This is a genomic window from Vibrio iocasae (assembly GCF_042245395.1).
Classification (GTDB): Bacteria; Pseudomonadota; Gammaproteobacteria; order Enterobacterales; family Vibrionaceae; genus Vibrio; species Vibrio iocasae.
Genome location: NZ_CP145311.1, coordinates 1,621,338 through 1,647,040, shown reverse-complemented (window position 1 = coordinate 1,647,040; position 25,703 = coordinate 1,621,338). Strand labels below are relative to the sequence as shown.

General features: G+C 42.4%; 25 protein-coding genes. 12 read left to right on the top strand and 13 right to left on the bottom strand.

The features are described from left to right. Positions 1-234: 234 nt before the first annotated feature. From SNR28_RS17355 to SNR28_RS17345, 3 genes are read left to right on the top strand one after another with little or no spacing between them, the layout of a single operon-like run. Complete coding sequence (locus SNR28_RS17355) at positions 235-1,212, top strand: phosphate/phosphite/phosphonate ABC transporter substrate-binding protein (RefSeq protein ID WP_375753918.1); 978 nt, start codon at positions 235-237, stop codon at positions 1,210-1,212. 15 nt (positions 1,213-1,227) lie between these two features. Then, positions 1,228-3,426, top strand: a complete 2,199-nt coding sequence (locus tag SNR28_RS17350) for an EAL domain-containing protein (protein ID WP_375753917.1) — start codon at positions 1,228-1,230, stop codon at positions 3,424-3,426. A 27-nt stretch (positions 3,427-3,453) separates the two neighbouring features. Next, on the top strand, positions 3,454-4,476 hold the full coding sequence (locus SNR28_RS17345) for a C45 family autoproteolytic acyltransferase/hydolase (protein ID WP_375753916.1): 1,023 nt from the start codon (positions 3,454-3,456) through the stop codon (positions 4,474-4,476). 132 nt (positions 4,477-4,608) lie between these two features. On the opposite strand, the gene SNR28_RS17340 is transcribed toward SNR28_RS17345, so the two are convergent. The 4 genes from SNR28_RS17340 to SNR28_RS17325 form a co-directional block, all read right to left on the bottom strand. After that, the gene (locus SNR28_RS17340) at positions 4,609-6,165 is read right to left on the bottom strand and encodes a methyl-accepting chemotaxis protein (RefSeq protein WP_375753915.1); all 1,557 of its coding nucleotides are present in this window, start codon (positions 6,163-6,165) and stop codon (positions 4,609-4,611) included. A gap of 266 nt (positions 6,166-6,431) precedes the next feature. Next, a complete protein-coding gene (locus tag SNR28_RS17335; protein ID WP_375753914.1) occupies positions 6,432-6,938 on the bottom strand; it encodes a GNAT family N-acetyltransferase in 507 nt (168 codons plus the stop codon). A gap of 26 nt (positions 6,939-6,964) precedes the next feature. Further along, on the bottom strand, positions 6,965-7,510 hold the full coding sequence (locus SNR28_RS17330; RefSeq protein ID WP_375753913.1) for a hypothetical protein: 546 nt from the start codon (positions 7,508-7,510) through the stop codon (positions 6,965-6,967). Between the two features lie 26 nt (positions 7,511-7,536). Next, complete coding sequence (locus SNR28_RS17325) at positions 7,537-9,042, bottom strand: DUF3612 domain-containing protein (RefSeq protein WP_375753912.1); 1,506 nt, start codon at positions 9,040-9,042, stop codon at positions 7,537-7,539. Positions 9,043-9,215: 173 nt separating this feature from the next. Between SNR28_RS17325 and SNR28_RS17320 the strand changes: the two genes are divergently transcribed. Further along, positions 9,216-9,788, top strand: coding sequence for a hypothetical protein (locus SNR28_RS17320; protein ID WP_375753911.1), 573 nt, complete (start codon positions 9,216-9,218; stop codon positions 9,786-9,788). Between the two features lie 281 nt (positions 9,789-10,069). Here the strand turns inward: SNR28_RS17320 and SNR28_RS17315 are convergent, their stop codons facing one another. Beyond that, complete coding sequence (locus tag SNR28_RS17315) at positions 10,070-10,576, bottom strand: M48 family metallopeptidase (protein ID WP_375753910.1); 507 nt, start codon at positions 10,574-10,576, stop codon at positions 10,070-10,072. A gap of 194 nt (positions 10,577-10,770) precedes the next feature. Here SNR28_RS17315 and SNR28_RS17310 point away from each other — a divergent pair, with 194 nt between their 5' ends. Further along, positions 10,771-11,001 (top strand): glutaredoxin family protein, encoded by a 231-nt coding sequence (locus SNR28_RS17310; protein ID WP_375753909.1) that lies wholly within the window; start codon positions 10,771-10,773, stop codon positions 10,999-11,001. Positions 11,002-11,187: 186 nt separating this feature from the next. After that, positions 11,188-12,591, top strand: coding sequence for an MATE family efflux transporter (locus tag SNR28_RS17305; RefSeq protein WP_375753908.1), 1,404 nt, complete (start codon positions 11,188-11,190; stop codon positions 12,589-12,591). 56 nt (positions 12,592-12,647) lie between these two features. On the opposite strand, the gene SNR28_RS17300 is transcribed toward SNR28_RS17305, so the two are convergent. After that, positions 12,648-13,004, bottom strand: coding sequence for an MmcQ/YjbR family DNA-binding protein (locus SNR28_RS17300; RefSeq protein ID WP_375753907.1), 357 nt, complete (start codon positions 13,002-13,004; stop codon positions 12,648-12,650). Between the two features lie 21 nt (positions 13,005-13,025). Beyond that, positions 13,026-14,081 carry a diguanylate cyclase gene (locus SNR28_RS17295; RefSeq protein WP_375753906.1) on the bottom strand — a complete coding sequence of 352 codons (1,056 nt, stop codon included), beginning with the start codon at positions 14,079-14,081 and terminating at the stop codon, positions 13,026-13,028. Positions 14,082-14,222: 141 nt separating this feature from the next. Here SNR28_RS17295 and SNR28_RS17290 point away from each other — a divergent pair, with 141 nt between their 5' ends. Then, entirely contained in the window at positions 14,223-14,795 is a 573-nt protein-coding gene (locus SNR28_RS17290; protein ID WP_375753905.1) for a nucleoside triphosphate pyrophosphohydrolase family protein, read from the top strand. A gap of 243 nt (positions 14,796-15,038) precedes the next feature. Here the strand turns inward: SNR28_RS17290 and SNR28_RS17285 are convergent, their stop codons facing one another. The 3 genes from SNR28_RS17285 to SNR28_RS17275 form a co-directional block, all read right to left on the bottom strand. Beyond that, positions 15,039-16,067, bottom strand: coding sequence for a succinylglutamate desuccinylase (locus SNR28_RS17285; RefSeq protein ID WP_375753904.1), 1,029 nt, complete (start codon positions 16,065-16,067; stop codon positions 15,039-15,041). A gap of 161 nt (positions 16,068-16,228) precedes the next feature. Beyond that, positions 16,229-17,263 (bottom strand): nicotinate-nucleotide--dimethylbenzimidazole phosphoribosyltransferase, encoded by a 1,035-nt coding sequence (gene cobT, locus SNR28_RS17280; RefSeq protein ID WP_375754111.1) that lies wholly within the window; start codon positions 17,261-17,263, stop codon positions 16,229-16,231. Positions 17,264-17,326: 63 nt separating this feature from the next. After that, positions 17,327-18,280, bottom strand: a complete 954-nt coding sequence (locus SNR28_RS17275; RefSeq protein ID WP_375753903.1) for an L-lactate dehydrogenase — start codon at positions 18,278-18,280, stop codon at positions 17,327-17,329. 467 nt (positions 18,281-18,747) lie between these two features. Here SNR28_RS17275 and SNR28_RS17270 point away from each other — a divergent pair, with 467 nt between their 5' ends. Then, entirely contained in the window at positions 18,748-19,446 is a 699-nt protein-coding gene (locus SNR28_RS17270; protein ID WP_375753902.1) for an NAD(P)H-binding protein, read from the top strand. A gap of 127 nt (positions 19,447-19,573) precedes the next feature. Here the strand turns inward: SNR28_RS17270 and SNR28_RS17265 are convergent, their stop codons facing one another. The 3 genes from SNR28_RS17265 to SNR28_RS17255 all read right to left on the bottom strand — a co-directional run bounded on the left by SNR28_RS17265 (position 19,574) and on the right by SNR28_RS17255 (position 21,522). After that, complete coding sequence (locus SNR28_RS17265) at positions 19,574-20,173, bottom strand: phage tail protein (protein WP_375753901.1); 600 nt, start codon at positions 20,171-20,173, stop codon at positions 19,574-19,576. 11 nt (positions 20,174-20,184) lie between these two features. Further along, positions 20,185-20,775, bottom strand: a complete 591-nt coding sequence (locus tag SNR28_RS17260; RefSeq protein WP_375753900.1) for a phage tail protein — start codon at positions 20,773-20,775, stop codon at positions 20,185-20,187. 63 nt (positions 20,776-20,838) lie between these two features. After that, the gene (locus SNR28_RS17255; protein ID WP_375753899.1) at positions 20,839-21,522 is read right to left on the bottom strand and encodes a hypothetical protein; all 684 of its coding nucleotides are present in this window, start codon (positions 21,520-21,522) and stop codon (positions 20,839-20,841) included. 574 nt (positions 21,523-22,096) lie between these two features. On the opposite strand from SNR28_RS17255, the gene sbcB reads away from it, so the two are divergent. From sbcB to cdd, 4 genes are all read left to right on the top strand, one after another. Further along, a complete protein-coding gene (gene sbcB, locus SNR28_RS17250; RefSeq protein ID WP_375753898.1) occupies positions 22,097-23,521 on the top strand; it encodes an exodeoxyribonuclease I in 1,425 nt (474 codons plus the stop codon). A 4-nt stretch (positions 23,522-23,525) separates the two neighbouring features. Further along, positions 23,526-23,900 carry a CidA/LrgA family protein gene (locus SNR28_RS17245; RefSeq protein WP_375753897.1) on the top strand — a complete coding sequence of 125 codons (375 nt, stop codon included), beginning with the start codon at positions 23,526-23,528 and terminating at the stop codon, positions 23,898-23,900. After that, positions 23,897-24,589: an LrgB family protein gene (locus SNR28_RS17240; RefSeq protein ID WP_375753896.1), complete on the top strand. Its 693-nt coding sequence runs from the start codon at positions 23,897-23,899 to the stop codon at positions 24,587-24,589. Before SNR28_RS17245 ends, SNR28_RS17240 begins: the two co-directional genes overlap by 4 nt. A 140-nt stretch (positions 24,590-24,729) precedes the next feature. Further along, entirely contained in the window at positions 24,730-25,617 is an 888-nt protein-coding gene (cdd, locus tag SNR28_RS17235) for a cytidine deaminase (protein WP_375753895.1), read from the top strand. The last annotated feature ends 86 nt before the right edge of the window (positions 25,618-25,703 follow it).

Here is a 25,703-nt window from a genome sequence, read left to right as displayed (position 1 = left end):
TCTATAGCTGACAACGTACTACTTCCTCTGCGTTGGATATCTGTTCTAACTAACTTTTTGATAAGTTTAATTATCCGCTCCGTCAGAAAATCACAGACAATATTACTTACATCGCGTAACAACTAATCAGTTCCATGTTCAACAATACTCTGCGAACCTAATTGATAAATGCATCGCAAATAATTTGCTCGTAGATGCATGCAGTTGTTCACTAGCGTGGGAGATTCAGAGCCAATGGAACAGAACTATCGTATAAGAGTCTTCAATGGCACGCACACCAAGCTCGTAACACTCAGCATTCTATTCCTCTTATCTACGATAATTAGCGCACCTCTATTTGCCCACCATAAGCCCTCTGAAGATAAACTCGTCATCGGGATTATTAGTAGTAAGGCTAAAAAACATATAAAAAACACAACGCCTCTTGCCAACTACCTGGCTGGAAAACTGAAAGATCAGGGAATCAAAACAGCTGAAGTATGGGTGCACAATAGCCCTCAGCAAATGGGACAATGGTTACAAGCCGGGCATGTTGATCTTGTTTCTGAAACCATATTCTCTGGCCTCACTCTTCAACAGGAACACGGTGCGAGCATTGAGTTATTACGTTGGAAAAAACAGGTTGATAGCTACAACTCTATCATCTTCGCTCATCAAGACTCCGGAATTAATAATCTGGATGACTTGATCGGAAAAGTCATCGCTTTTGAAGACAAAGGCTCAACCTCTGGATACTACGTTCCCGCAGCAATCCTTCTAAACCATGGCTATCAACTCCATAAACTACGTTCTGTTCAGGACCAAGTAGAAGCTGGAAAAATTGGATACGTATTTATTGAAGATCAGCTCAAAAGCTCAAGCGAAGTGAGTGTTTCGGCATGGGTATACCGAAAACAGGTTGAGGCAGGCGTATTCAGCAATACTGATTGGAATGATGCAGCCGTCGTTCCTGAATCCTACAAAAATAAACTAAAGATCGTGCACACAAGTATTCCTATTCCAAGAAGTGTCGTTTTGTTCAGCCCCAAGATGACCGCTGAACGTAAGCAGAAACTTATCGGTGCCCTACTTAATGCCGACAAAACTGATGACGGCAAACAAGCACTAGCCGCATTCCAGGATACCAAGAAATTCGAGCTTTTTGACAGCAACGGACCTGCCTTAAAACCCATTATGGAACTTCAAAAAACCGTAAAGCAGTCACTAAACTAACTCGGTGTAATCATTATGTTTCAACTTAAAGTTCAGGGAAAATACATCTTATTCACCGTCATTTTATCTTTAACCACCATCGTTTCGTGCACTGCTGTATTTCTATATCTTGCTCAAAAACAATCTGATGATCTATTTAATCAGGTAACAGAACGCTCACTAGAAGCTTATAAACAAACCGTTATTGAACAAGCCGACCAGATGTCCGATTACCTCGCCTATGCTTTGTTCGACCCACTTTACAATTACAATCCAGATCAGGCCCAGTATCTAATTGAACCTCTGCTGAACGTAAAAAAAATAAACAAAATCATAGTATTTGATGTCAACGGACACACATTTCATGATGGCAGTAAATGGCTGATAAACTTCGGAGAAAAGTTCGACAATGAAGAAGTCACTTCCGCGGTATTAGAGCGAGGTGAGCAATACAGCAAATTTGACGATAATAAATTTGGATGTGCTCAACCCATCATGGTTTCCGGGAAGATTATCGGTGGTGTTTATATAGAGTATTCTCTTGAGGAAATTAACCAAAACATACAGCGTATCTCCCATATCTTCGACTCAATAGAAACGAACGTCAGAGAAAAACTGTTCTTAAGCATGGGCACTGTCGCAGCCATCATCTTTTTCGTCTCTACTTTTTTGGCCATCCTTATTGCTCGCTCGGTAAGCAATCCAATCACTAAACTCATCCACTATACGAAACACATTGCGAACACCAATTTTAGTGCCGCTCAGAGCCTGCTTAACGTAAAACGTAGTGATGAGTTTGGCGAACTTGCCGTTGCGTTTTCTGATATGTCACAAGAGCTTGAGAAGAAAACTGAGAAAATTGCTTTTCTCGCCTTTCATGATCATCTAACTAGCTTACCAAACAGAGTTCAGTTTCTTCAGCACCTGGACAACCAACTTAGTTCGGACTCAAAAACACCTTTTTCAGTACTCTTTATTGATTTGGATAACTTCAAAACCATCAATGACAATTACGGTCACGAAAAGGGAGATCTGTTTCTGATTCAGATGGCCACTCGGCTGGAGTCTTCACTGAACCTTGAAACAAGCTTTTCATCATATACGCCCAATAAAAGTCAAAGCATGATAGCCCGTGTAGGTGGTGATGAATTTCTTGTATACCTACCAGGCGTCTCTCTGCAGGAAGATATAGAGCTCGTGATCCGAGCGCTGTTTAGAGATATCCGGGAACCAATTCAGGTCGACCAGGATCAATTAGTTGTTGGAGGAAGCATAGGTGTTGCGGTTTATCCCGAAGCCGGGCTCAACTCAGAAGAACTCATCAAGAACGCGGATATCGCTATGTATCAAGCCAAAGACGATGGCCGTAATACCTACAAAAGATTCAATAACTCGATGAATGAACAAGTTATCCGCAAAGCGCTTCTTGAGCGTGAAATGAGAAAGTCACTAAATCATCTTGAGCAGTTTGAGTTTTGGTATCAACCTCAAAATGACCTAGATAATAATCGCCTGATAGGCGCCGAGGCGCTTGTTAGGTGGAAACATCCTGTTCTAGGCATGATCTCGCCTGCCGAATTTATTCCCATCGCTGAAGCGACCGGAATGATTATACCGATAGGTAACTGGTTAATAGAGTTACTCAGTAAGCAGTTAAAAATATGGAAGCATTCGTTACCAAACAACTTCCATGTTTCATTCAACTTATCGGCCAATCAAATTTATCGACATGATATTGTGAGGCAGATATCGCGCTCACTCAAAGCACACGGTGTATCCCCGGAAAACATACACGTTGAAATCACTGAAAGCCTATTCTTTAAAGATGAAGATGAGGCGATGGCGACCTTGGAAGAGTTGAGAAACAGTGGACTGAAAGTCTGGTTAGATGACTTCGGTACGGGTTATTCATCGCTGGCGTATCTGAGGCGATTTCAACTGGATGGTATTAAGATAGATCGCAGCTTTATCAACGATCTGACAAACGTCAAAAAAGATGCAGAGCTAGTAAAAGCCATTATCGCACTTGCGTCCAACCTAAATATAGACGTCGTTGCCGAAGGTATCGAAACATGGGAGCAAAAAGTCTACCTGGAAGAGAACGGATGTGCCTATGGCCAAGGTTACTACTTTTCTAAACCACTGCCTGCTAACAGTTTTATTCAATTACTAAAAGAATCAAGATCGCCCGATAACTATCAATTATCTAATCCTGCATGTACTATTCCATACTAACTGTACAAAGAAAGATAATCAGAGTTTATGAAAACAGTCGAGTTTTTTGGCGATCACTACGAGCTAGGCCTTGAAATAGGCAAGCGTTCTAAAGATATTTTTGCTCAACACATTAAACCATCGGAAGGTTACCAGCACCTATTAGGCTGGATAAACTCAGACTGGTTAACCGAAGTTGAACAACTAATAAAAGACGAACGTCCCGGAATATATTCTGAATTAAAAGGCATTGCAGACGGTACGAGCCAAGATCTACGCGATGTTCTGTTATGGAACTGTCGTGGTGATCTGGTCAACTGCATTCCGGAAGGTTGCACATCCATTGGTGTAACACAAAAGAAATTGAGTTTAGTTGCTCACAATGAAGACGGTGATCCCGCACTGAAAGAATCCGTGTTCCTACTTGAAGCTAACATGGAAAACTCTGCAAGCTTCACTTCTTTTGTTTATCCTGCTTCGATTCCAGGCCATTCATTCGCAATGAACGAATTTGGTCTCGCTTTCTCTGTAAACAATATCCGCCTAACAGAGCTTCAGGTTGGATTGCCGCGCATGATTATGTCGAGAAGCTTATTAGAAGCATCAGACTATAAGGCATTTTTGGCAACGCTAAATGATAGTAAGCGGAGTGGCGCTTTCCACTATACAGTAGCAGACATGACCTACCGAAAAGCGCTAAGCGTCGAGGCTCCGTTTCATGATATCTCTGCAATCGAGGCATGCCCGGTCGTTGTACACGCAAATCACTTGGTACACAAGGACCTCGATTTCGTTCCTCAGATTATTACTGACTCTTCCGACTCAAGACAAAGTCGAATGGAAGAACTGGCGTACGCATACAAAGATGCATTTGACTCTGCAACCTGCTTAAAAATTCTAAGAGATGCTCACGATCCGATACTTCCTATCTTCAGACAAGCAGAAGATGATCCGGATGAAGAAAACACGTTAGCTACAGCAGTTTTCGAGTTTGAGGAACAGATAATAACCATGAAAGTATTCGAACCACACAGTGAGCAACCTGCGTATACCAAAACTATAGCTGCGTAACCAAGTCTTCGAAGTTTATAGGAATAGTTACCCAATAAAAAACGCAGCTGGAAATCCAGCTGCGTTTTTTGTTAACCATTTATATACTCAACAGTGTCTTGAAGTCGACAGTTGCTGTATTTTAAGCATCCATTAAGCAACTAGGAACTGCTTAATTAGACGGTTCATTGCGTCAATATCTTCGACCAGCCTGCTTGACTTATCGAGCGAAGTTTTAGATACGCTTAGCGTATCATCTGCAAGGTTTTTAATTCTTACCGCGTTCTGGTTAACTTCTTCTGTTACTCCAACCTGCTCACTTACAGCAAGGGCAATCTGATGACTGTTGTCATTTACAGATTGAAGTTTTGAAGTGATATTAGTAAGCACATCGCTGGTTTCATTTGCTCTGTCACGACAATCCACTGAAAGCTGCTGGCCTTTACCCATCAAGCTCACCGCGTCATCTGCCGTTTCTTGAAGGTTAGAAATCATGGTATAGATCTCATCGGTCGAAGAGCGAGTCTTTGAAGCAAGAGTACGAACTTCATCAGCAACAACGGCAAAACCTCTGCCCGCCTCTCCTGCTCGTGCAGCTTCAATCGCAGCGTTCAGAGCCAGCAGATTTGTCTGTTCAGAAATACCATTGATAACATCCAGGATAGATTCAATTTGCTTACTGTTGTCCGCCAGCTGATTGATCACTTTCTTAGAGCTATCCAGCTCTGAGGCTAGCTTCTCAATCACATCAATGGTCATTGCCAGGCTTTCCTGACCTTTCTGCGATTCGGCTCTCGCTTCGTCTGTTGCCAGCGATGCATCCTGAGCGCTCTGAGAAACTTCCTGAATAGAATGAGACAGCTCTTCAGCAGCCGCTGCGACCTGCTCTGTTTCCGCAAACTGTTGGTTCAAACTCTGCTCAATAGACTGAGTATCTCCATGACTATCCTCTGCAGAAATCAGAATTTTTGAGGTTGTCTCAGAAGCGCGCGCAGAAACAGCTCTTAGCTCTGCTTTACGCATATATAGCGCCAGCTCGACCTGAGAGTAATCATCGAAACAACCGGTATAAGGTTTTTCCATTAATGGGTTTGAATAAGACTTCTGAGCCATCGACTCTATTTTATTGAATCGGCTTTTCTGACGAAAACCATTGATCAATAGAGCTGAGCTGAGTACTGCCCCTGCAATACCAAAATACATTGGCTCAACAACCGCCAGCATCCATAGGCTTTGCAATAGCAATAACGTACCCAATACAAGGTTGGTTTTAACAAAAGAATAGCGCCAAAGTTTCGGCATCTTGCCTTCATTGATCTTCTTATAGAGATCCGCTGCTCTATCTATTTGCTCAGATTCAGGCTTCGTTCTTACCGATTGATACTCGATAATTTCGCCTTTTTCGTTTTTGATTGGTGTCACAAATGCATTTACCCAGTAGTGGTCACCACCTTTACATTTGTTTTTTACCAGCCCCATCCAACTATTACCTGATTTCAGGTATTGCCACATTTGTGCAAAAGCAGCTTTTGGCATGTCTTTGTGGCGGACAATATTGTGTGCCTGACCAAGCAACTCGTCACTTTGATATTCCGCTACGTCACAAAACGTTTCATTCGCGTAAGTGATGTGACTCGACGGTTCAGTTGTGGATATGAGACTAACGTCACCAGGAAATTTCTTGTTTTGCGGATCGGAGCTAGCGGACATGATACGAACACCAAGTTAGAATTAGGTGTATATAGTATGAAGTACAAACAGTTTTATAAATAAAAACGTTTTCCTTATTCTAATTTGATAAGAATGAGCTATAAAAGAACGCTTTAGGTTTTACATAAACCATATTAATTAACATTCGAAAAACATAACGCACTAATATATTCACACAATTAATACGTTCATCAAGCATAAGATATAAAGGTGTTTGTTTTCATTACCTAACACTGGATCTAGCAAGGTGATAATTGACGATACAGTCAGATTGAGTCGTACTTGTAAAGGTTGTTTATGGAGCCATATAGGTCAATGGTTTTAACCTGCTGAAAGCCAAGTTTCATTAGCAGTTTGTTCGAAGCTTCGTTATCTGGGTGTGTGACACCTAAAACAGTTTGAATACCATGCACCTTTCTGGCATTTCTTAATACGGCCTCACTCGCCTCGAATGAGTAACCCTTACTCCAATACTCAGGCAAACATGCATAACCCAAATCGGGATGTTCCAGCTCATCTCTCTTGACTAATCCACACATACCAATGGCTGCACCACTCTCTTTGAGTAATACCATGTTTAAACCAAAACCATGCCACTTATAGCTGGCTAACGGCCCCTCTTCGAGATATTTTTCCGCATCAGATTGTGTTCGCACATTCTTATCAGCGATATACCTGATGAATGAATCCTGATTAAGCTGATTTAAGATATATGTTGCATCTTTCAGTTCGAAGTGCCTGATTACAAGGCGTTTTGTCTCAGCGATTATCATAGGTCAAGGTTCCAGTACTGTGATTACTACTGCCCATACATTCTGAGCCTGACATCAAGCGGAACGGCGATGGCCTTTAGGTGATAATGAATACTTGGCCCTGAATGGTAAGTAGTGAATACATCAAAAAAACCTTTCAATCGTATCATTACCACGCCGGTACCACCAAAACTGGGGGCATAAATCGTTTCTTTCGAAAGATCAAACACTAAGTAAGAACCGAAACAGTTCAACTCCTCAAGGCGATCATAATACGGTAAAGGAACAGGCGTATTATCAAGCTCCTGTTCAACAATCGCATCAACATCCAGCTCGCAACCTTGTTCCACGCTTGTTTGCTCTTCCGTTGACAGACTGGCGTCCAGAAAGCCGTCGATAAAAACAATCCTACCATCATTTCGTTCCAGAAACGCTTTTAAACCAGAATCCGTATTACTCTGCGTCAAATATATATTTTCGGTGAAACGCTCTATATTTTCGGTTATATCTTTCTGATCTTGAGCAAATAACCCACCCGAAAATAAGGAGGCAAGCAGAATAAATCCCCCCTGAAACTTTCTAAAGCGTTTCATATTTAAACTCCTACTCTGCATAGCGTCTATTTATCGTAACAACTTGGTTTTCTTGGGCACACGTTACCTCTGGAGCAAATCAGCCTTGCCTGCCTGTCGATACCACGACCTATCCAGTTGATGTTCAGGATTTTCGCAACCGATGTCAGTTCTTTTTTTATGTGCCGAGGAATGGCGACTTCCCCCCCATTGTTAACACAAAGTTCCTTCATTTCATTTGCCACTTCTTGAGCGCTTTGACCTTGAGCTTCAATCGCTGGGTTCAAGTCCAACCCGGCACAAAGCACTCGATTATTACCCGCAGGGTCCACGACACCGACAGACTCACAGCAATAAATTCTGGGTTTTTCATTCACATCCAGAATCGAAATCTGAGCTCTTGAGTTATCGTTTGGTTCAGACAGCATTCTAAACACCGACCAATGCTGGCATGGATCATTCACTTCGCGCATGTTACCCCAAGGAAGAGGAATGCCGTTCCCGCGATACACTGCTTTTAATTTACCTAACGCATGGGCATCGAAGTAGTGCCAGTGAGGATAAGGTGAAACAACGGTCATGCGTCTCATCGCTACTGAAGGGGAGACACCCGCTACTTTGTGGACGTCAATTTCATACCCATGACGGTCTAACAACTGCCTAAATGGTACCTTTGGACATAACAATGCACCGGCAAAAAAGCTCGCCTCGAAGCTGCGCCATGCGGTCAGGATATCCTGAGGGTTTATCGGTGATCCATTAGTCACTGAATCATCGATTCCCCAGGTGTGACTACCAATGGTCAATGTGCTTGCTAATCCTTCGTTGTTATGCAAAACACAATGACCGATATAGACCGCGAGATCATACTTAAGCCTTGTAGGATAATCACGCAACATTGTGTTCAGATAAATCTTACCAGGCGGTTCAAAGTAGGATGTGACTAACTGACGGCTAACTACTCCCAGTTCATCCAACACCTCTTTAGGTGCATCATCGAACCATTGCACTTGTAACCCCTGATGAGCTGCGAGATCCAGCATATCTTCAACTGCAAGCGGAACACGTTTTAGACCAACCTCTTCTGCAGCCCGTTCTAGATCGGGAAAATGATTTTGATGGTGTTCCTGATAAGCTCTAATCAACAGTTGCGCAAATTGACGCCCCGTCACCCCTGTTTGAGAAAGCAGCTCAGGAATCGCTATTTGCAACATGTCATTGGAGAACAGAAAGCTCGGTTCAAGTGGAATACCACTCAATCCCCCTTTGCGTCCTTTGTCGGGAGTAATGTCCTGAGACTCTGGCTCATCGTCCAAAAACCAGCGAGCATCTTTTTGAAAAACCTTCGCAATGACATCCAGCATATCGGCGCTTGGAACTCTTTTTCCTCTCTCTATCATCGAGAGATATGAGACTGAGGGAGAGTTTTCCGGGTCTATGCGGACGCAACGTGAAGAAAGATCTTCCATGGTTAAATGGTTACGTTTCCGTAGGTTACGTATCTTTGTACCTAAGAAATGGGACTTCCGTATCAGACTTTGTGTTTGTCTCATGGCTTCCTGCCTATTGTAAAATTCACAATGTGAAATTTTTGTTGTGAAATTGTAGTGATATTTTGTGTAATCTTCAAATTAAGCAAGTCAACAAGTAGACCGGATCAACTTTTTGGAGTCTTTACTCAAAACTTGCTAAACAATTAACGGATGATACACACGAGGGAAAGACCATGAATCTACCAGCATTTAAAAACACAAATAACAGTGACGACCGACACTCTTTTATTGCTGAAGCGGTCTTTGCCGTTGAATCACTAAAAGCACAACAGGCGCAAGAAAAGCAGCGCAAAGCCGTACAACTTCTGGACACCATGTTTCCACTAGACAAAGGCTCACACGAACAAGTTGCCTGTTATGTTCGAGATGGACGCCATCTCATGGCTTACTTTACCGACGGAACACACTGTGGCCTGGACAAGCCTGGACAATTCGTTGCTTATACCGGCCGACCTGAGCACCCATATTCGATAGTACTTCGAGACAAAAATGGTAGCCATGTTGAAGTTATTTTTAAGAAGTGTTCAAACGAAAGTGGACGTACACAAGTTGAAATTGCGGACATTCAATTAGAAACCTGTGCAACCTTCCCAACCGCCATTGAGGGCTCACCAGAACGTATGCGTCACTGGATTAGCTTGATTAAACTTGATGAAAATGGCCAGCCTAAAGTGTGTCTGGATGATAAAGATTACACATCTAAGTGCGGTGGAGATTACTTCCTGACTTGCTGTTACACAGCATAGAAATAATAACTTGAAGAGATATACACAAACATAAATAGAAAGTAGAACGGTAATGTGTCTTTCGGAAGTCCTTAGCGAGCCCTAAGGCTTCCGATTTTTTTTGTTTATCTGTTGGTATTCTTTCCAAACCACCCAGATAAAAGCCAGAAGTCCGACACAAAACAAAATGGTGACCGCAAACAAAATAATGTCGCAAATCCACTCTGGCCTGCATGGCATATAGATTTCAATTTCCATGTAAACCTCGCTGTGTCATTGCTGATAAATACTAAGACCGAGCTTTAGCTTCCCTTATTTCCCTGTTCCAGATAAATCATAAACAGGCGAGCATCAAATTCCAGTTGATGATAATCCGGCTCCATATGACAACAAAGCGAGTAAAATGCCTTGTTGTGCTCCTTTTCTTTTAAATGAGCCAGTTCGTGAACCACTAGCATTCTCAGTAATGGCTCAGGCGCATTCTTAAATACACTTGCAATTCGTATCTCGTTTTTGGATTTTAGCTTTCCCCCATGGTTTCTGGAAACAAAGGAGTGAAGCCCCAAAGCATTGTTAATCAAGTGAATCTTACCGTCATAAATGACCTTACTCAGCGGTGAGGTCTTTTTCATATACTGATTCTTTATCTCAACTGTATAGTCGAATAGCGCTCTCTCACTTTTTATCTGATGATTCTCCGGGTACTTATTTTTGAACCACTGCGATAACTTACCAGACTCCACAAGATGTGAGACTTGGGAGACTATCGAGTCAGGGTAACCATTAATGTAACGAAGTGACTTATTCATTGAACTGTTCATGTTACGCTTACTTTGTAGGAGAAAACCATCTTGTGAATCTGTAGTAGCGCCACAGTATATACCCTTATACCCCTCTCCAACATAGCTTCATTCACTCGCATTTCCTTCTCGAATTGATTAGACTCCTCTCCCAACCGAATCAATGATGAAACACCATTAGTCACAATAAGTGAAATAACACAATGAAAAGACTTGTTTTATACGTGAAAGACAAATGCCCTCACTGCAAAGATGCCCAACGCTACCTGGACTCAAAAGGTTACAAGTACCGACTCACGAACGCAAAAATGCAAAGAGGCCGCAAGGAACTAGACGCTATAGGCGCTCGCTCTGTCCCTGTCTTGAAAATCGGTGACAGAATTATGATCGGTTGGAACCCAAAGAACTTTGAGAAGATGTATAACTCCAAGTAATAGCTCTTTCTGAACTTAACATTGACCTTTATCAATCCATTAACCAAAGGAAAATAATTTTGTTACAAGTCTTGAACTTGGTCACAAATCTGGTTATATTCTAGCCACCTTAAACGGCACACCCTAAAATACACACCTGCCATCCTGCCTCCACTTGTGTATTTATATTGGTGTTATCTGTACTTCATGCAAAAAAATACACTTTTAAACTCAACGACTTTTTCTCGTTTTACCCGTGAATCTGGCTCACTGTTACACTTGTCGATTCCTATCATTCTCACTCAATTTGCTACTCAGGCAATGAGTTTTGTGGATACCACCATGGCTGGTCAGGTCAGCCCTGCCGATCTTGCTGCGATTGCTCTGGGAACCAGCCTTTGGGTACCCGTCGCTCTATTGCTCCGGGGTATCATCATGGCTTTAACACCTGTGGTTGCTTATCACCGCGGTGCAAACCAACTCGATAAGATACGTGTAGAGTTTATTCAGATGATTTGGGTTGCAGCGTTGATTAGCGGCCTGCTTATTTTTTATCTCTCAAACGGCAACAACATTCTAAACACCATTGGGGTAGCGTCTGAGATTATTCCGATCGCGAGTGACTATGTTGTTGCACTAGCTTTCGGTGTACCGGGTATCGCACTCTTTTATACGCTCAATGGCTTTTGTGAAGGAATGAACAACACCAAAGCGCCAATGTTGATTTCCGTTATCGGGTTGCTGCTGAACATTCCGATAAACTACGTGCTGATCTACGGCAAACTTGGATTCCCTGCTTTAGGTGCTGTAGGTTGTGGTTGGGCTACCAGTATCGTTTATTGGGTGATGTCGTTACTACTGTTTACGTACATCAAAGGGCATCACCACTATAAGAAAATCATCCATTTCTCAGACATAAAACCGCGGGTAAAAAACTGTCTGCATTTACTTAGACTCGGTGTGCCTATTGGTATGAACATCGCAGTCTGTGGCAGTATTTTTGCGGTAATCGCACTGCTCATCGGTCGTATTGGTGCTGATAATGTTGCAGCCGCGCAAATCGCACTAAATATTTCCAGTTTGACCTATATGATCCCAATGAGCCTTTCGTTCGGTATCACTATTCGAGTGGGTCACGCATTAGGCGCAAAAAACCAGCAAGCTGCCAAAGAAAGGAGCCTGTTCGGCATCGCTATTGCGGGCATGCTGTCTTCGGTCTCTATCGTCACTCTTCTGCTTTTTCCGGATAGTATTATTCGTTTATATACCAATGATCCGGTCATCAGCGGCACAGCAACCATATTACTGATATATACAGCTGTCTATCAGTTTAGTGACGCAATACAGACCGCAGCAAATGGAGCACTGCGTGGTTATAAAGATACCAAGATACCTATGTTTTTATCGATTGGTGTCTACTGGGGTGTCGCGCTACCGCTAGGCGTTATGACTGGCCTTACTGACAAACTTGTACCAGCAATGGGAGAAGAAGGTTTCTGGGTTGGAATCATTACTGGGTTGACACTAGGAGCACTGCTTATGTTATTCCGTTTACACCATGTAATTCGTACACACAACACCGCAGATATCCGCGAGATACAACCTGCCTGATTAGAAAACTAGGCCCAAACATAAAGCGCACCTTAAATTTAGGTGCGCCAGAACATCTAGTAGCTTTTCAGTTCAGCTTGCTGTTTTTTGCTCAAGTTGCTCACGATCAGCTGATAGGAGTTTTCCACAAAACCTTGTAATACTTCTGCAGTTTCCGGGTGATCGACAGTGACACTAACCCAGTGCTTTTTGTTCATATGATACCCAGGATTAACGAAAGTAAACTGCTCAATCATAAACAATACGTCTTCTGGCTTTGCTTTAAGATTAATAAAGTCAGAACCGTTTCGGTGTCCAACCAAAGCAAAAATCTTATCCTTCACCTTGTAAACCAACGTTTCTGGACCAAAAGGATAAGTTTCTTCACAGCCATTAAATGACTTTAAAAACTTGATCAATTCACTTCTATTCAAGGTTCACCTCCCCAGATGTCCTTAATCGTAGTGTTTTTGAATTTCAACGACTCTATTTCGCCCTGATGATTTCGCATTGTATAAGGCACTATCAGCATGAGAGATTATCTTATCTGCTATATCTATGGCTTTTCCTTCCACCCACTCAGCGATATGGAAGTGGCATAATCCAACCGAAATAGACAAATGTGTCTGCTCTAATCGGATAGATGAAACTGCGGTCTTGACCTTTTCAGCAATGTCACGCGACAAAGCGACTTCACTGTTTGGCAGCCAGATAACAAACTCCTCTCCACCAAAACGAGCAACCATTCCAACATCACCTATTTGCTCAGCGATACTAGACGCAACTTTTTGCAGAACTTCATCACCCATTTGGTGCCCAAAGTTATCATTTATCTGCTTAAAGTGGTCAAGGTCGGCCACAAGTAACGCTCCATTACCGCCCAGCATCTGCATCTTCTCGATATCGGCTCTTAGAGTTTCAAATAAAAACCGTCTGTTTGGAAGATTAGTTAATGCATCGTATCGAGCCTGGTATTCAAGTTCTCGATTTAATAGCTCCAGCTCATGCTTTTGTTTATTTCTGACCAGCTCCCCTTCAATCCAAAGCGCCATCAACTTTAAGAGCTCTGCGGTACTCTCAGGAAACGATTTTGTTTTCGCATTCAAGCCAGAAAAATTTAGCGTTCCGTATAGCTCATCGTGCAAATAAATAGGGATCCCGATATAAGCACCAAGCTTAAAATGTTGATAGGCTGGATGACCGGTGAATGCAGGAGTTGTGGTGATATCCGGAACAAGAACGGGTACATCAGACTGACAGGTCATTTCACAAAAAGTGTGGTCAAAGTTAAACTCGTCACCAGGCTTAAGGTCACTGTCCTCTGGAGCGATGGAGTGTTCGACAACATACCGACCATCCTGAATTCTGGACATGATTGCGATGTCCAAATCAAAAACCTCCAAACCTAGCATTAAGATCTGGAACATTTGGATATCGTAACCTTTTCCATAGTCGTTAGTAATTTGATACAAACGACGGATGACTCTGATAACTTCCCGTGAATCCTTCATTGTCGTAATGAAATACACCTGTTTTGTAGATAACTCCTTATTTTAGTAAAGATCATCTAATCTCTTTATTCAATCTAAGTAGAAGAAATAACTCAGATCTTTTAATATCTCTCGCTACGAAAACCTCTATCGGTAGCTAAGATGAAACTGACTCAACTAACACAAGAAATATACGACCACATTTACAACGATATCTGTGAGTTTCGTTCAACGTTCGACTTACCTGTCGACTCTAAAGACACAATGGACGATAGTTCAGATACTTTACACTCTTCACTGATTATTGAAGAGTTGACTGAACTGGCACAGGCAGATAGTAAAATAGAGCAGGCCGACGCGATTGTAGACAGTGTATACGTTCTAATGGGAAGGCTTGTGCATCTTGGTCATACACGTGTCGAAGACAATCTGTCTATCAGCTATATGATCGACGTGTTGTTAAATACAGCCATAAACCTGGACATCAACTTTGTCCCTTGCTGGGATGAGATTCACTCTAGTAACATGAGCAAGGTGTGCCGTAACGAACAAGAGTATCAGGAAACGGAATCATTCTACGCTGAACAGGGCGTTGAACTAAGAGCTGTCGTTAAAGGTGATTACATTATCGCTAAGTGCGCGAAAGATTTTATCGCTAAAAGCAAAACCATACGAGAAGGTAAGGTTCTAAAGTCCGTTTATTACCGCCCTGCTGATCTTACTTCATTGATTTAAAGGCAAAAAAATGCGCCTTTGCCACGAGTAGCTAAAGGCGCGAATGCCTAACGAAAGTAGAACGAGAATGTATCACTCTTATTAATGCCAATAGCGTGCCAAAAAATATATTTTTGTAACCCATTGAATTTTAATAATATTAAAAAATACTTCTCTTTCTACTTTTGAATACTTGCACTAACTTAGTGCTTTTTGCCCGATTTAAGACCAAATATCCGATCCTAAGTCGTTCAAAATTAAACCTTAATCGTACACCAACTGGTCATTTTCGTAGCGTGTTTCAACTTCACTCACCATCAGTGCCGCACGCTGCCCTATAGCGACATTTTTGTTTGGAAACACCACGGCTTCCTGCTCCACTTTAGCGAACAGTATTTTGTCACCATCGTGGCCTAACACTTGTCCATGCTCAAAGCGGGTAAAGTTTTCAACATCATCACCAAAGTTAAAGTCGAAATCATCGTGAGTACGCTTGAGAGTCTGAGTCACACGATACGGGATAGCATCCACACCCTCTATTCCCTCTAAAGAATTTGTTATCAAAGCGCGGAATGCCGTATCAAAGTCGTTAATAAGAGATAGGTCGCTTTCGCCAAGCGGAGATACCTGACCCAGTTCAACAGTCAGAGATTGAGCGCCAAACGCATCCGCTGTGTACCAGCTAAAGGTGCTTGTCGGTGCATTAGACAGAAGAATGGCTTCTAAACGAGCTTTAGCGGTGAAGTCGAGTAGTGCTCTACTGCGAGTCGGTTTGGTCGTTTTTGGCGATACCGCAAACGTAAGATGCTTGGAACGACGAATAGCGCAATGCAAATCAAGGTGCCATCTTTGCTCTGGCGAAGTTCCTTCGTAAAACGCCTCGACATCATTCATTGCCTGCGATGCAATCTTGCCTTCGATTGAGTCGGATTGCACACGCTTATCGAACAAACGGTTCATGTTGTCTTCGATAAAGCGCGTCTGCTCATTCGTGGCTTGCGGATGGGCTAGCATAAACAGGCAACGTTCTGTGACCGTACATTTACCGCTCAGAATGTCCTCAATAACTGCGTCGACTAACTCCATTGGAGCCGTTTCGTTACCATGAACTCCAGCGGATACAACAATGGACTTTGTTTGGTCAGTCATATTTTCCGGTGACACTTCCAGCAAACCACGCTTTAAAAGCCTGACCGTAAGGCCCGATGGTAACTGAAACTGAACCGGAGACATTTCGGTATCCATATCTAAAGTGTCATACAGGAATGATTGACGAAACAATGGTTTTTCCATGCGCTACTCCTTTGTAACATAGCACCACGCTTATGATACATCGCAGATATTGTATTAACGTCGGGGGACTCCCCCTTTAAAAAGGGTATATTAACCTTAAAGGTATTCAGTACCAACAGTTCAATCGAGGTTTTCTTCCATTAAAATCTCATAGTGAGAAATCAAACGGTTACACCTGCACTTTCAAAGCTGGCCATATTGTTATAAAACTCCGCAGATGCCACGAGTATAGAGTAAGCTAATGCGGCACCTGTGCCTTCACCTAGCCTCATCCCCAGATCAAGCAAAGGTTTGGCATCTAGCTCATCGAGCAAAATTTTGTGCCCTGTTTCGTTGGAACGATGCGCAAATATCATGAAATCCCGGCATTCAGGATTGATCCTAGTTGCAGCGTAAGCTGCAGCGGAAATAATAAAGCCATCAACCAAGACAGGCACCTTTGCTTCAGCGGCCGCAAGAAACGCTCCGACAATCTGGACAACTTCGTAACCACCAACTTGTCTTAATACTTCGTAAACATCAGCGCCAGAGCAACGCTGAACACCCTTATTTACCAACTCGATCTTTCGCTCAAGCTGTTCTTCATTAATACCGGTACCTAAGCCAACACACTCTTCAGCACTGTAGCCACTTAGCGCACTTAAGATGGCAGATGCAGAACTTGTATTACCAATGCCCATTTCACCAAACATCAAAATATTGCTGCCGTCAGACAATACAGACTCAACAACATCCTTTCCAAACTGTAATCCCTGCTCTACCTGCTCGGCAGACATCGCCGCGGTTTCTGCAAAGTTTTCTGTTCGGGTACCCAACCTTTGAGAAATAAAACAAGCTGAATCTGTTTCTACCGGAAGCAGAATTCCTGCATCAATAACCTTTAAATCGATGTTATTGGTACGGCAAAAACAGTTAACGGCAGCGCCACCATGAATAAAGTTCAGTACCATTTGTTGTGTAACCGCACTTGGCGCAATACTCACACCTTCATCTGCGATTCCGTGGTCACCCGCAAACACCAGCATAGTCGGTTTTTTGAGTTCAATTTGCTCTGCTGCTATCTCTTTCCCCTGACTTTGAATGAGTGCAAGTTTGTGTGCCACCTGCTCCAACTCACCAAGTGCACCAGGTGGTTTGGTTTTCTGATCGATTCTGTGTTGGATCTGGCTTGAAAATGTATTGTCTAACATATTGATTCTGTTCGTAGATATAAAAAGAGTGTGCTATGCACACTCTAACAAATATTGATAATGATTAAACTACTTCATCAATCCTGTTTTATCCGCGACTTCTTCTATCAAACTTCGAAGCTTCGTTGCGATACCTTGCAGCTGTGACATCTCATTTGGTTCAAATGGATGAATAAGAATCTTCTCAGCACCTTTACGAGCAACAATGGTTGGCAAACTGAGTACGACATCATTTAGACCATATTGCCCCTGAACTAACGTCCCGACAGGCAACACCGACTTTTCATCAATCGTAATCGCCTGAATGATTCTGAACACACTCGCTGCAATACCATGCGTTGTGTTTTGCTTTTTGTAGAAAATCTCGAAACCTGCCTGCCTCACTTCATCCAGTAACTCATCGGCATCAATCTTAGGTAGGTTGTTTGTTTCACAGTAATAGTCAGCAGGTTGTCCGCCAATGCTTATCAAGCTTTTAGGTGTGAAGCAGTTACTGCCGTGTTCACCCAACACGTAGCCAAAAACATTCTTAGGGTCTATATCCGCCTTTCCGGCCACAATGGTCATTAGGCGTGCAGTATCAATCAAACAACCTGCACTAATGACTTGCGACACACCAAATCCGGTATTAGCTACCACGAAATAAGTGACAATGTCACATGGGTTAGTGACGATGATTAACTTAGATTCTGGTGCAACCTTCTCAACCTTTCTGGCAATATCTACACAAATCTTGCTATTGATTTCTGCCAAATCAAGACGAGTCTGCCCTTCTTTAATTTGTGCGCCTGCCGTAATGACAACAATATCGGCATCCCGCAGGAGTTCATAATCATCCCCAGCCCGCAAGCGTGTGTTCTTACTAAAAGTCAAAGCATTGGTGTGGCTGAAATCCAATATCTCCCCCACCGCTTTATCTTTGTTGAGGTCTAATAACACCAGCTCACTTACACTACCAAGCGTTAATAGATAATTACAAATCCCGACACCAACGGAGCCGGCCCCGATAACACCAATTTTCATTTTGTCTCTCCCTGACACTCTTCTTGAGTCATACTTTCTGATAAACCAGTTACTTCCACAATAAACTATCACGAACTTATTTTACAAAGGTAAATGCTGACCCAGGCATAATTCAGAAGAATATTCTGCCAACCCAGAGAGAAGTACAGCATCGACTTTATTGAACCAGTAATTAATTTTTTATGTAATTCATGTATAGGGTCTATACTTATATGTGACATGAGTGTGAGAAAGGGAAAAATAAACAAATATCAATCAAAAGTCGGAGGAGTTTGTATGTTGTTAAATCAGACCTCGAAAAAAGTAAGAAAGCCGAAGTCATCCTCTCAGAATCGCAAGAAAGCGAAGAATAAAGTTCCACTATCAATGACCTAATCACATTTGCACTACTCTAAGGCTTCCGAAAGGAAGCCTTAATCGTATGATTTGTATATATTGTTGGTATTACAGCTTTCAAGGACAACAAAATGGATAGGTTTGGTGATGGCGCGGTAGCGATAATCGCAGGCGCGAGTGGACTAGTAGGCAGCGAACTACTTAAACTTTTGCTGGATAACGCTTCAATAAACAAAGTATATGCATTAGTCCGTCAACCCCTCCCTTACTCAGACAAAAGACTCATCCAAAAGCAGCACGAAGGCCTGATGATTACGAACTGGGATGAAGACCAACAAGCTCCGGATATAGGCTTCATATGCCTTGGTACCACAATCAAACAAGCGGGCACTAAAGAGGCATTAGCAAAAGTCGATTTTGAGCTGGTTTGTCGCGTGGCTCAGGAAATGAAGCTGATAGGTGTAAAACGCATTGCAGTTGTCTCCAGTTTCGGAGCGAATCACAAGTCCTTATCTCATTACCTACGTTGCAAAGGTAAAGCAGAGCAAGCCGTTCTAAGCATGGGGTTTGAAAGGGTTGTATTCGTCCGCCCCGGCCCTTTAGCAGGGACACGTAAACAGCCGCGAACCGATGAGATTGTTATTGGTAAAATTCTGAAAGCCTTACAACCATTACTCGTCGGCTATTTCGCCAACTTTAGACCTATCCAAGGCAAAGATGTGGCTAAGGCAATGCTATATGCTTCATTGCAACCCGACCACGAACCATCCGATGCCTACATGACATTTAGCTCGCCAGAAATGGTAGAAATGCTAAAAGTGTTCAATTGATGAATGTCGAGTGGAAAGAATAGGTATTAGATCCTTCTATTATTCGCCGGGTTCAGAGCAGCAATAAACAATACTACACCAGTTATTGCTGCCCTCTTTACGGCTTACATTTTTAGAAGTACTACATTCAATTTCTCGGTGGGAATAGACCTTGTATCGCAATAATACAGTTTAAAGTGATACTAGGGCCCATATTTTCGTGTGGTAAACCTCCACCTGCACTCGCTATCGCTGTAGGGTCCATATTAATTGTAGGTGATCCCGTACTGTAAACCTTACTTCGTCTGGGAGTTGCCAAGGTGCGTACTTGTGGTTGAGTTGTATTTGCGGTGTCAGAGGTGCCCTTCAGCACGTGAGTATGGCCAGGCATTTCAGCCACATTAATCGCTACTCTTTCCTGCCCACCTTTTTCACCAAGTCCCCGGCTTGTCAGGTTTGTCCCCTGACCTTCATGAACCATAATGCGGGAACGGAGATCTGGTAACGCAAATGTGGTTCTTCCATCACCACCATATGTTGTTCCCAGCAACGAAAACAAGGACTGGTTTTGAGCAATTGGCAACAATTGGCCATCGCAGAACGCCCAACCTTGGGGAGCGAATGTAAACGCAACCCACTTGATATCTCCAATGTAATTACTTTGGCTATCAGTCGAAGCATAAGTTGGTGCAGCAAGACTCAGTGAGCTAACGAGTATGGCTAAAAATTTTATTACTAGCGTTTTCATAGTATAAACCTCTAGCTACGTGATGGATAGACACCCTGAATGGCAATGATGCAGTTTAAGGTTGTATAGGGCTGCATGTTGTCATGTGCAAGGCCACCACCTGTTGCCGCAATATTATCTGCCGACATATTAACGTTAGCATCCTCAGCGTATAGTCTGGTTCTCGTTGGACTTGCAAGAGCTGCATTGGCCGGGCTTGTTGTGGTTGGAGAGCCGCTGCTTGCTTTTTGCGTATGAGTATGGCTTGGTATTTCAGAAACACTTAAAGCAACTTGTTCCTGTCCTGCTTTTTCTCCGAGAGCTCTCGAGGTTAGACCCGGTCCAGTGCCTTCATGCATAATGGTTCTGCTCCGCACATCAGGCAACGCGAAGGTTGTCCTGCCATCACCGCCATAGATCGTTCCGATCAACGAAAACAGTGCAGTATTTTGGCTAATAGCTAAGATTTGCCCATCGCAAAAAGCCCAACCTCTAGGTGCAAAGTTATAAGGCACCCATGCTACTTCTCCAAGAAACGGAGTGCTAGCGAGTGATGTAGTTGAACAAAAGAGGCTAGTTGCTATCGCTGCCCCTATTGTAATTTTTCTTAGTTTTGATTTCATTCTTCCTTCCTCCTGAGAGTAAGTTAGGTTTACTCCTTAACGATAAATATTATGACTTAAGGTCTATTTGGTAATATTTACTCGTTTTGTTAAAGAGTATTTTTTAAAGGTTAACGCAGTTATAACTAAAAGAATCAGTGACCAAGTATTAGGTTCAGGTATAACAGTACTTGCTGTGGTTATATCATCAACGTTAAATGCAAAATCTTCCTGAAAACTAGATAATGTTACGCTGTTAAATTGTTCTAGAACATCGTCTGTAGAAAACCCTATAAAATACGCTTCCCCATCAGCCAAAAGTTCATCAACATTAGCTATCAAATCAATAATTAAACCACTATCTGTTTCTAGAGTTATATCACCATCAAATATTAAATCAGCACTATGAATAAAAAGACCAAAAGCACTTTGTTCAGATGCAAAACTCATTGTAAAACTGTCACCACCAATAAATGCACCATCATCTACATCAACCCCGAGATAGTTTACTGGCGAAGTGGTATCAAAAGAGTCATCAACAAAAAGGTCAAATCCATCAATAAAATAGTCAAATGTTACACCACTTACTGATGAGCCAGTTAAAATTACATCACCAGCAGATTGTGACTCAAAATCAACCACATTTGTGTTTAAACCTGTAATCGCGGTTAGGAAATCCGACTCGTTATCGTACTCTATAAGCACTGCTTGAACTTGAAATGAAAACAAGCATATTACTGCAAATATAACCTTAATCATCATCTTCATAATTACACCTCAGACCTTCGAATTATTAATATCTGATCTTGTATTAAGCACAGCTTTCACATGCATAAAATGAACCTAAAATAAACCACAGCAAAAATAGAAACTTATAATAAACCTTGAGATTCAGTGTAAATTTTCATGACAAATTAACGTTATACTTCCTTATTAAAAACAATATTAGAGTTACGTATTTATTCTAATGGAAAGCTGAAAAATTAGAGTAAACACCCATAATTAATTTCATTCCAACATTAATCAATAAGTTAGCCTTGGTTTATAATTAGCGCGATAAAACAAACAGCTCACACCTTACTAACTGAATATTTTTTATTTATTCAATCTAATTTAAATCAATATAAATATGTAAAATAACCTGACAGATATTGCTCTACTGTGTCCATACTAATAGTTAAAACGAATACCGCGTTATAGGAATACGTACCGTTTAACTCGTTCATCTTTCTTGGAGTGAACTACTTTCGGCCAGTTAGTGACGAAAAACATGTCTGTTCATTGCCTTAACTTGTGCTCAATGGTCTAATATCGCCATTAATTAAGCGATGCGGAACAAACTATGCAAAACGAACACTCACCTACATTCTTCTGGTTCGATTATGAAACCTGGGGAACAAGTCCTGCTACTGACAGGCCAAGCCAGTTTGCTGGTGTTCGTACTGATATGGATTTCAACATTATTGGTGAGCCCCTAGTTATCTATTGTCAGCCACCAGCAGATTACCTACCTTCACCAGAAGCCGCATTAATTACCGGAATCACACCGCAAAAGGCGCAAAATCAGGGACTGCCCGAGCCAGAGTTTATTCGCAGAATACATCAGGAACTTTCTGTCCCGAATACCACTAGCCTTGGCTACAACAGCATTCGATTTGATGACGAAGTCACCCGATATACGCTTTATCGCAACTTCTTTGACCCCTATGCCTGGAGTTGGCAGAACGGTAACTCCCGATGGGATCTGCTTGATGTAATGCGAACCTGTTACGCACTTCGCCCGGAAGGAATTAACTGGCCGACGAAAGAGGACGGCACACCCAGCTTCAAGCTGGAACAGCTTTCGGTCGAAAATGGTATCGAACACGAAAATGCCCATGATGCAATGGCCGATGTCATCGCCACCATAGAGCTAGCTAAAAAACTAAAAGCCGCACAGCCTAAACTGTTCGAGTACCTATATCAGATGCGCCACAAACGTAAGTTAAATGAGCTTATTGATATCGTTAACCTGACTCCTCTAGTTCATGTTTCCGGAATGTTCGGTGTTGAATGCTCTAACACGAGTTGGATTGTTCCTGTTGCGTGGCACCCGAAGAATCAGAATGCCGTAATCTGTATCAATCTGGCAAAAGACATCTCACCTATCCTTGAGCTTGATGGCGATATGCTCAAAGAACGTCTGTATACCAGACACTCTGAGTTAAGTGAAGATGAACTCCCTGTTCCGGTTAAGCTGATTCATATCAACAAGTGCCCTATTCTTGCACCCGCGAAAACCCTGACTGCAGAGAATGCAGAACAGATTGGTATCGATCGTGAAAAATGTCTTAAGAACCTGGCAACGATCAAACAACATCCAGAGATTCGCGAAAAACTGATCGAGCTTTATCAACATGAGCGTGAGTTCGAGAACAAAGGAAATGTAGATACCATGCTTTACGACGGTTTCTTCTCACCATCAGATAAGGCTTCTATAGATATAATCCGACAGACTGCGCCTGAGCATCTGGCTGCTTTGGATATCTCGTATTCAGACCCTCGTATCGAACCTCTTCTATTTAGATATCGTGCGAGAAACTTTCCATCGACGTTAAGTGAAACAGAACAGGTTAAATGGACAAATCACTGCAGAGATTACTTTGAGTCTCAACTACCTGATTACATGTTAAATTTGGAGAATTTAGCCCATGAGCACGAGTCCGATGAGAAGAAAATAGCCATACTAAAGTCTGTCTACAAATACGTAGAGAACCTTGTATCCTAAGAGAATGATAAAAAACAAAATAATCCAAATCGTCAGATACATTGTTTCTGCGTTTCTTATTGTCGCTGCACTTTTTGCTGGTAATTCTATTCAATTGCTCCTTGGGATAGGCATTCCGGGGAGTATTATCGGCATGTTGCTTCTTTTTTTCCTGATGACAACGGGCGTTATACCAGCAGAGTGGGTCAAACCTTCTGCCCAGCTATTAATCCGATATATGATTTTGCTGTTTATACCTGTAAGCGTAGGGCTAATGGAGCATTACGAACTTCTCAGCGCAAATGCTCTGCAGATTTTTGTTAGTACCGTTGGGGGTTCCGCTATTGTCTTAGTTTGTCTGGCCTGGATGCTTGAGAAAATATTGGTGGATAAGAGATGATTTGGCTATTTGTAACTTTCAGTTCGTTTCTGATTGCTCGGTTAATCAGCCAAAAGCTCAAACACCCATTAGCAAATCCGCTACTGATTAGTTTGGCTATAGTCATCCCACTGTTGCTGTTAACAGAGACGACTTATCAAACGTACTATGCTGAAAATGAAGTTCTGATGTATTTGTTGCAACCTGCGGTTGTTGCTCTTGCGTACCCCTTGTATGAACAAGCTCGCGAAATCAGGGCAAACTGGAAAATCATCTTTCTTGCTTGCGGTGTAGGAAGTGTTCTTTCCATGTTTACTGCATCAGTGATTGCTGTACTACTCAACACAGATATCCCTTTGATCGCCAGTATCCTAGGCAAGTCCGTTACCACACCAATTGCCATGGAAGTTTCTAGCCATTTGGGTGGAGAACCAGCAATAGCAGCAATCATGGTTCTAATCGTGGGTGTATTTGGTGCAATCTTCGCCTATCCAATCTATAACTTAATCGGTATCACTCACCCTATTGCAAAAGGCTTAACCATGGGAACGGTTGCTCATGCACTAGGAACTGCAACAAGTATTGAGAAAAATCCCAAAGAAGGTGCGTTTAGCTCATTGGCATTGGTTCTTTGCGGTGTAATTACCTCTTTTCTCGCACCAATGTTCTACGTTTTTGTCGAGTGGCTGCACATTATCGTCAATGGTTAAGGCATACACACTCAAAAAGCGTGACGTCACTCAATTAATGAAAAATGAAAACTCATTACATTTTTTACTGAGACCTTTGTCACAGCATTAATGCAAATTTGTTCTAAAATGACACATAACGATAACCAAAGGAGTCATTGATGAACTCTCGACTAGAACAAGTGCTGAATGAGATGCCACCAAAAATTGCTCAGTACCTAAAGCAAATTGTGGCATCTGATGATTTTGACGCGACTATCTCTTCTGAACAGTTTGACGAACTTTTGCAGATCACAGGATTGCCAGATGATGAGCTTAGAGTAACCTTACTTCCTCTCGCAGCGGCATTCTCTTACGCGCCTATTTCCGAGTTTTTTGTTGGTGCAATCGCAAGAGGCCTGTCTGGTCGACTATACTTTGGTGCCAACATGGAGTTCGAAGGCGCTCAGCTTGGTCAAACCGTCCACGCAGAGCAATGTGCTGTCAGCCACGCATGGATGAAGGGCGAAAAAGGCCTGAAAGATGTGACGGTTAACTACAGCCCTTGCGGACACTGCCGTCAGTTTATGAATGAGCTAACAACAGCCAATGAGTTGATGATTCAGCTACCTCAGAGAGATGAAAAATCGCTTCAGGAATACCTTCCAGAATCTTTTGGACCAAGCGATCTTCAGATAAAAGAGAGACTGATGGATGGAAACAGACTATCCCATGAGTCCCCGGAAGATGATTCTCTTCTGCAAAAAGCCGTAGAAGCGCTGAACATGAGCCACTCTCCTTACACAGAGAACCATAGTGGTGTTGCTCTTGAGCTTAACGATGGAACCGTTGTTATGGGTGCTTATGCTGAAAACGCAGCATTCAACCCTAGCCTGCCACCATTGCAAGTTGCCTTTATGCAGGTACTCATGTCAGGTCACAGCTTTGATGAAATTAAGAACGCTGCTGTTGCAGAAGTCTCTACCGGAAAGATCAGTCACTTAGCCTATATCCAGGCAACGCTGGATGTAATCAATCCTGACATTCCTGTTAGCTATGTTTCAGTCTAAATACATATAGCAACATATCCCATTAAAGCCTTATTTCGATAAGGCTTTTTTATTTCTCAGATTTACACAGCAAACGATTGCGTCTT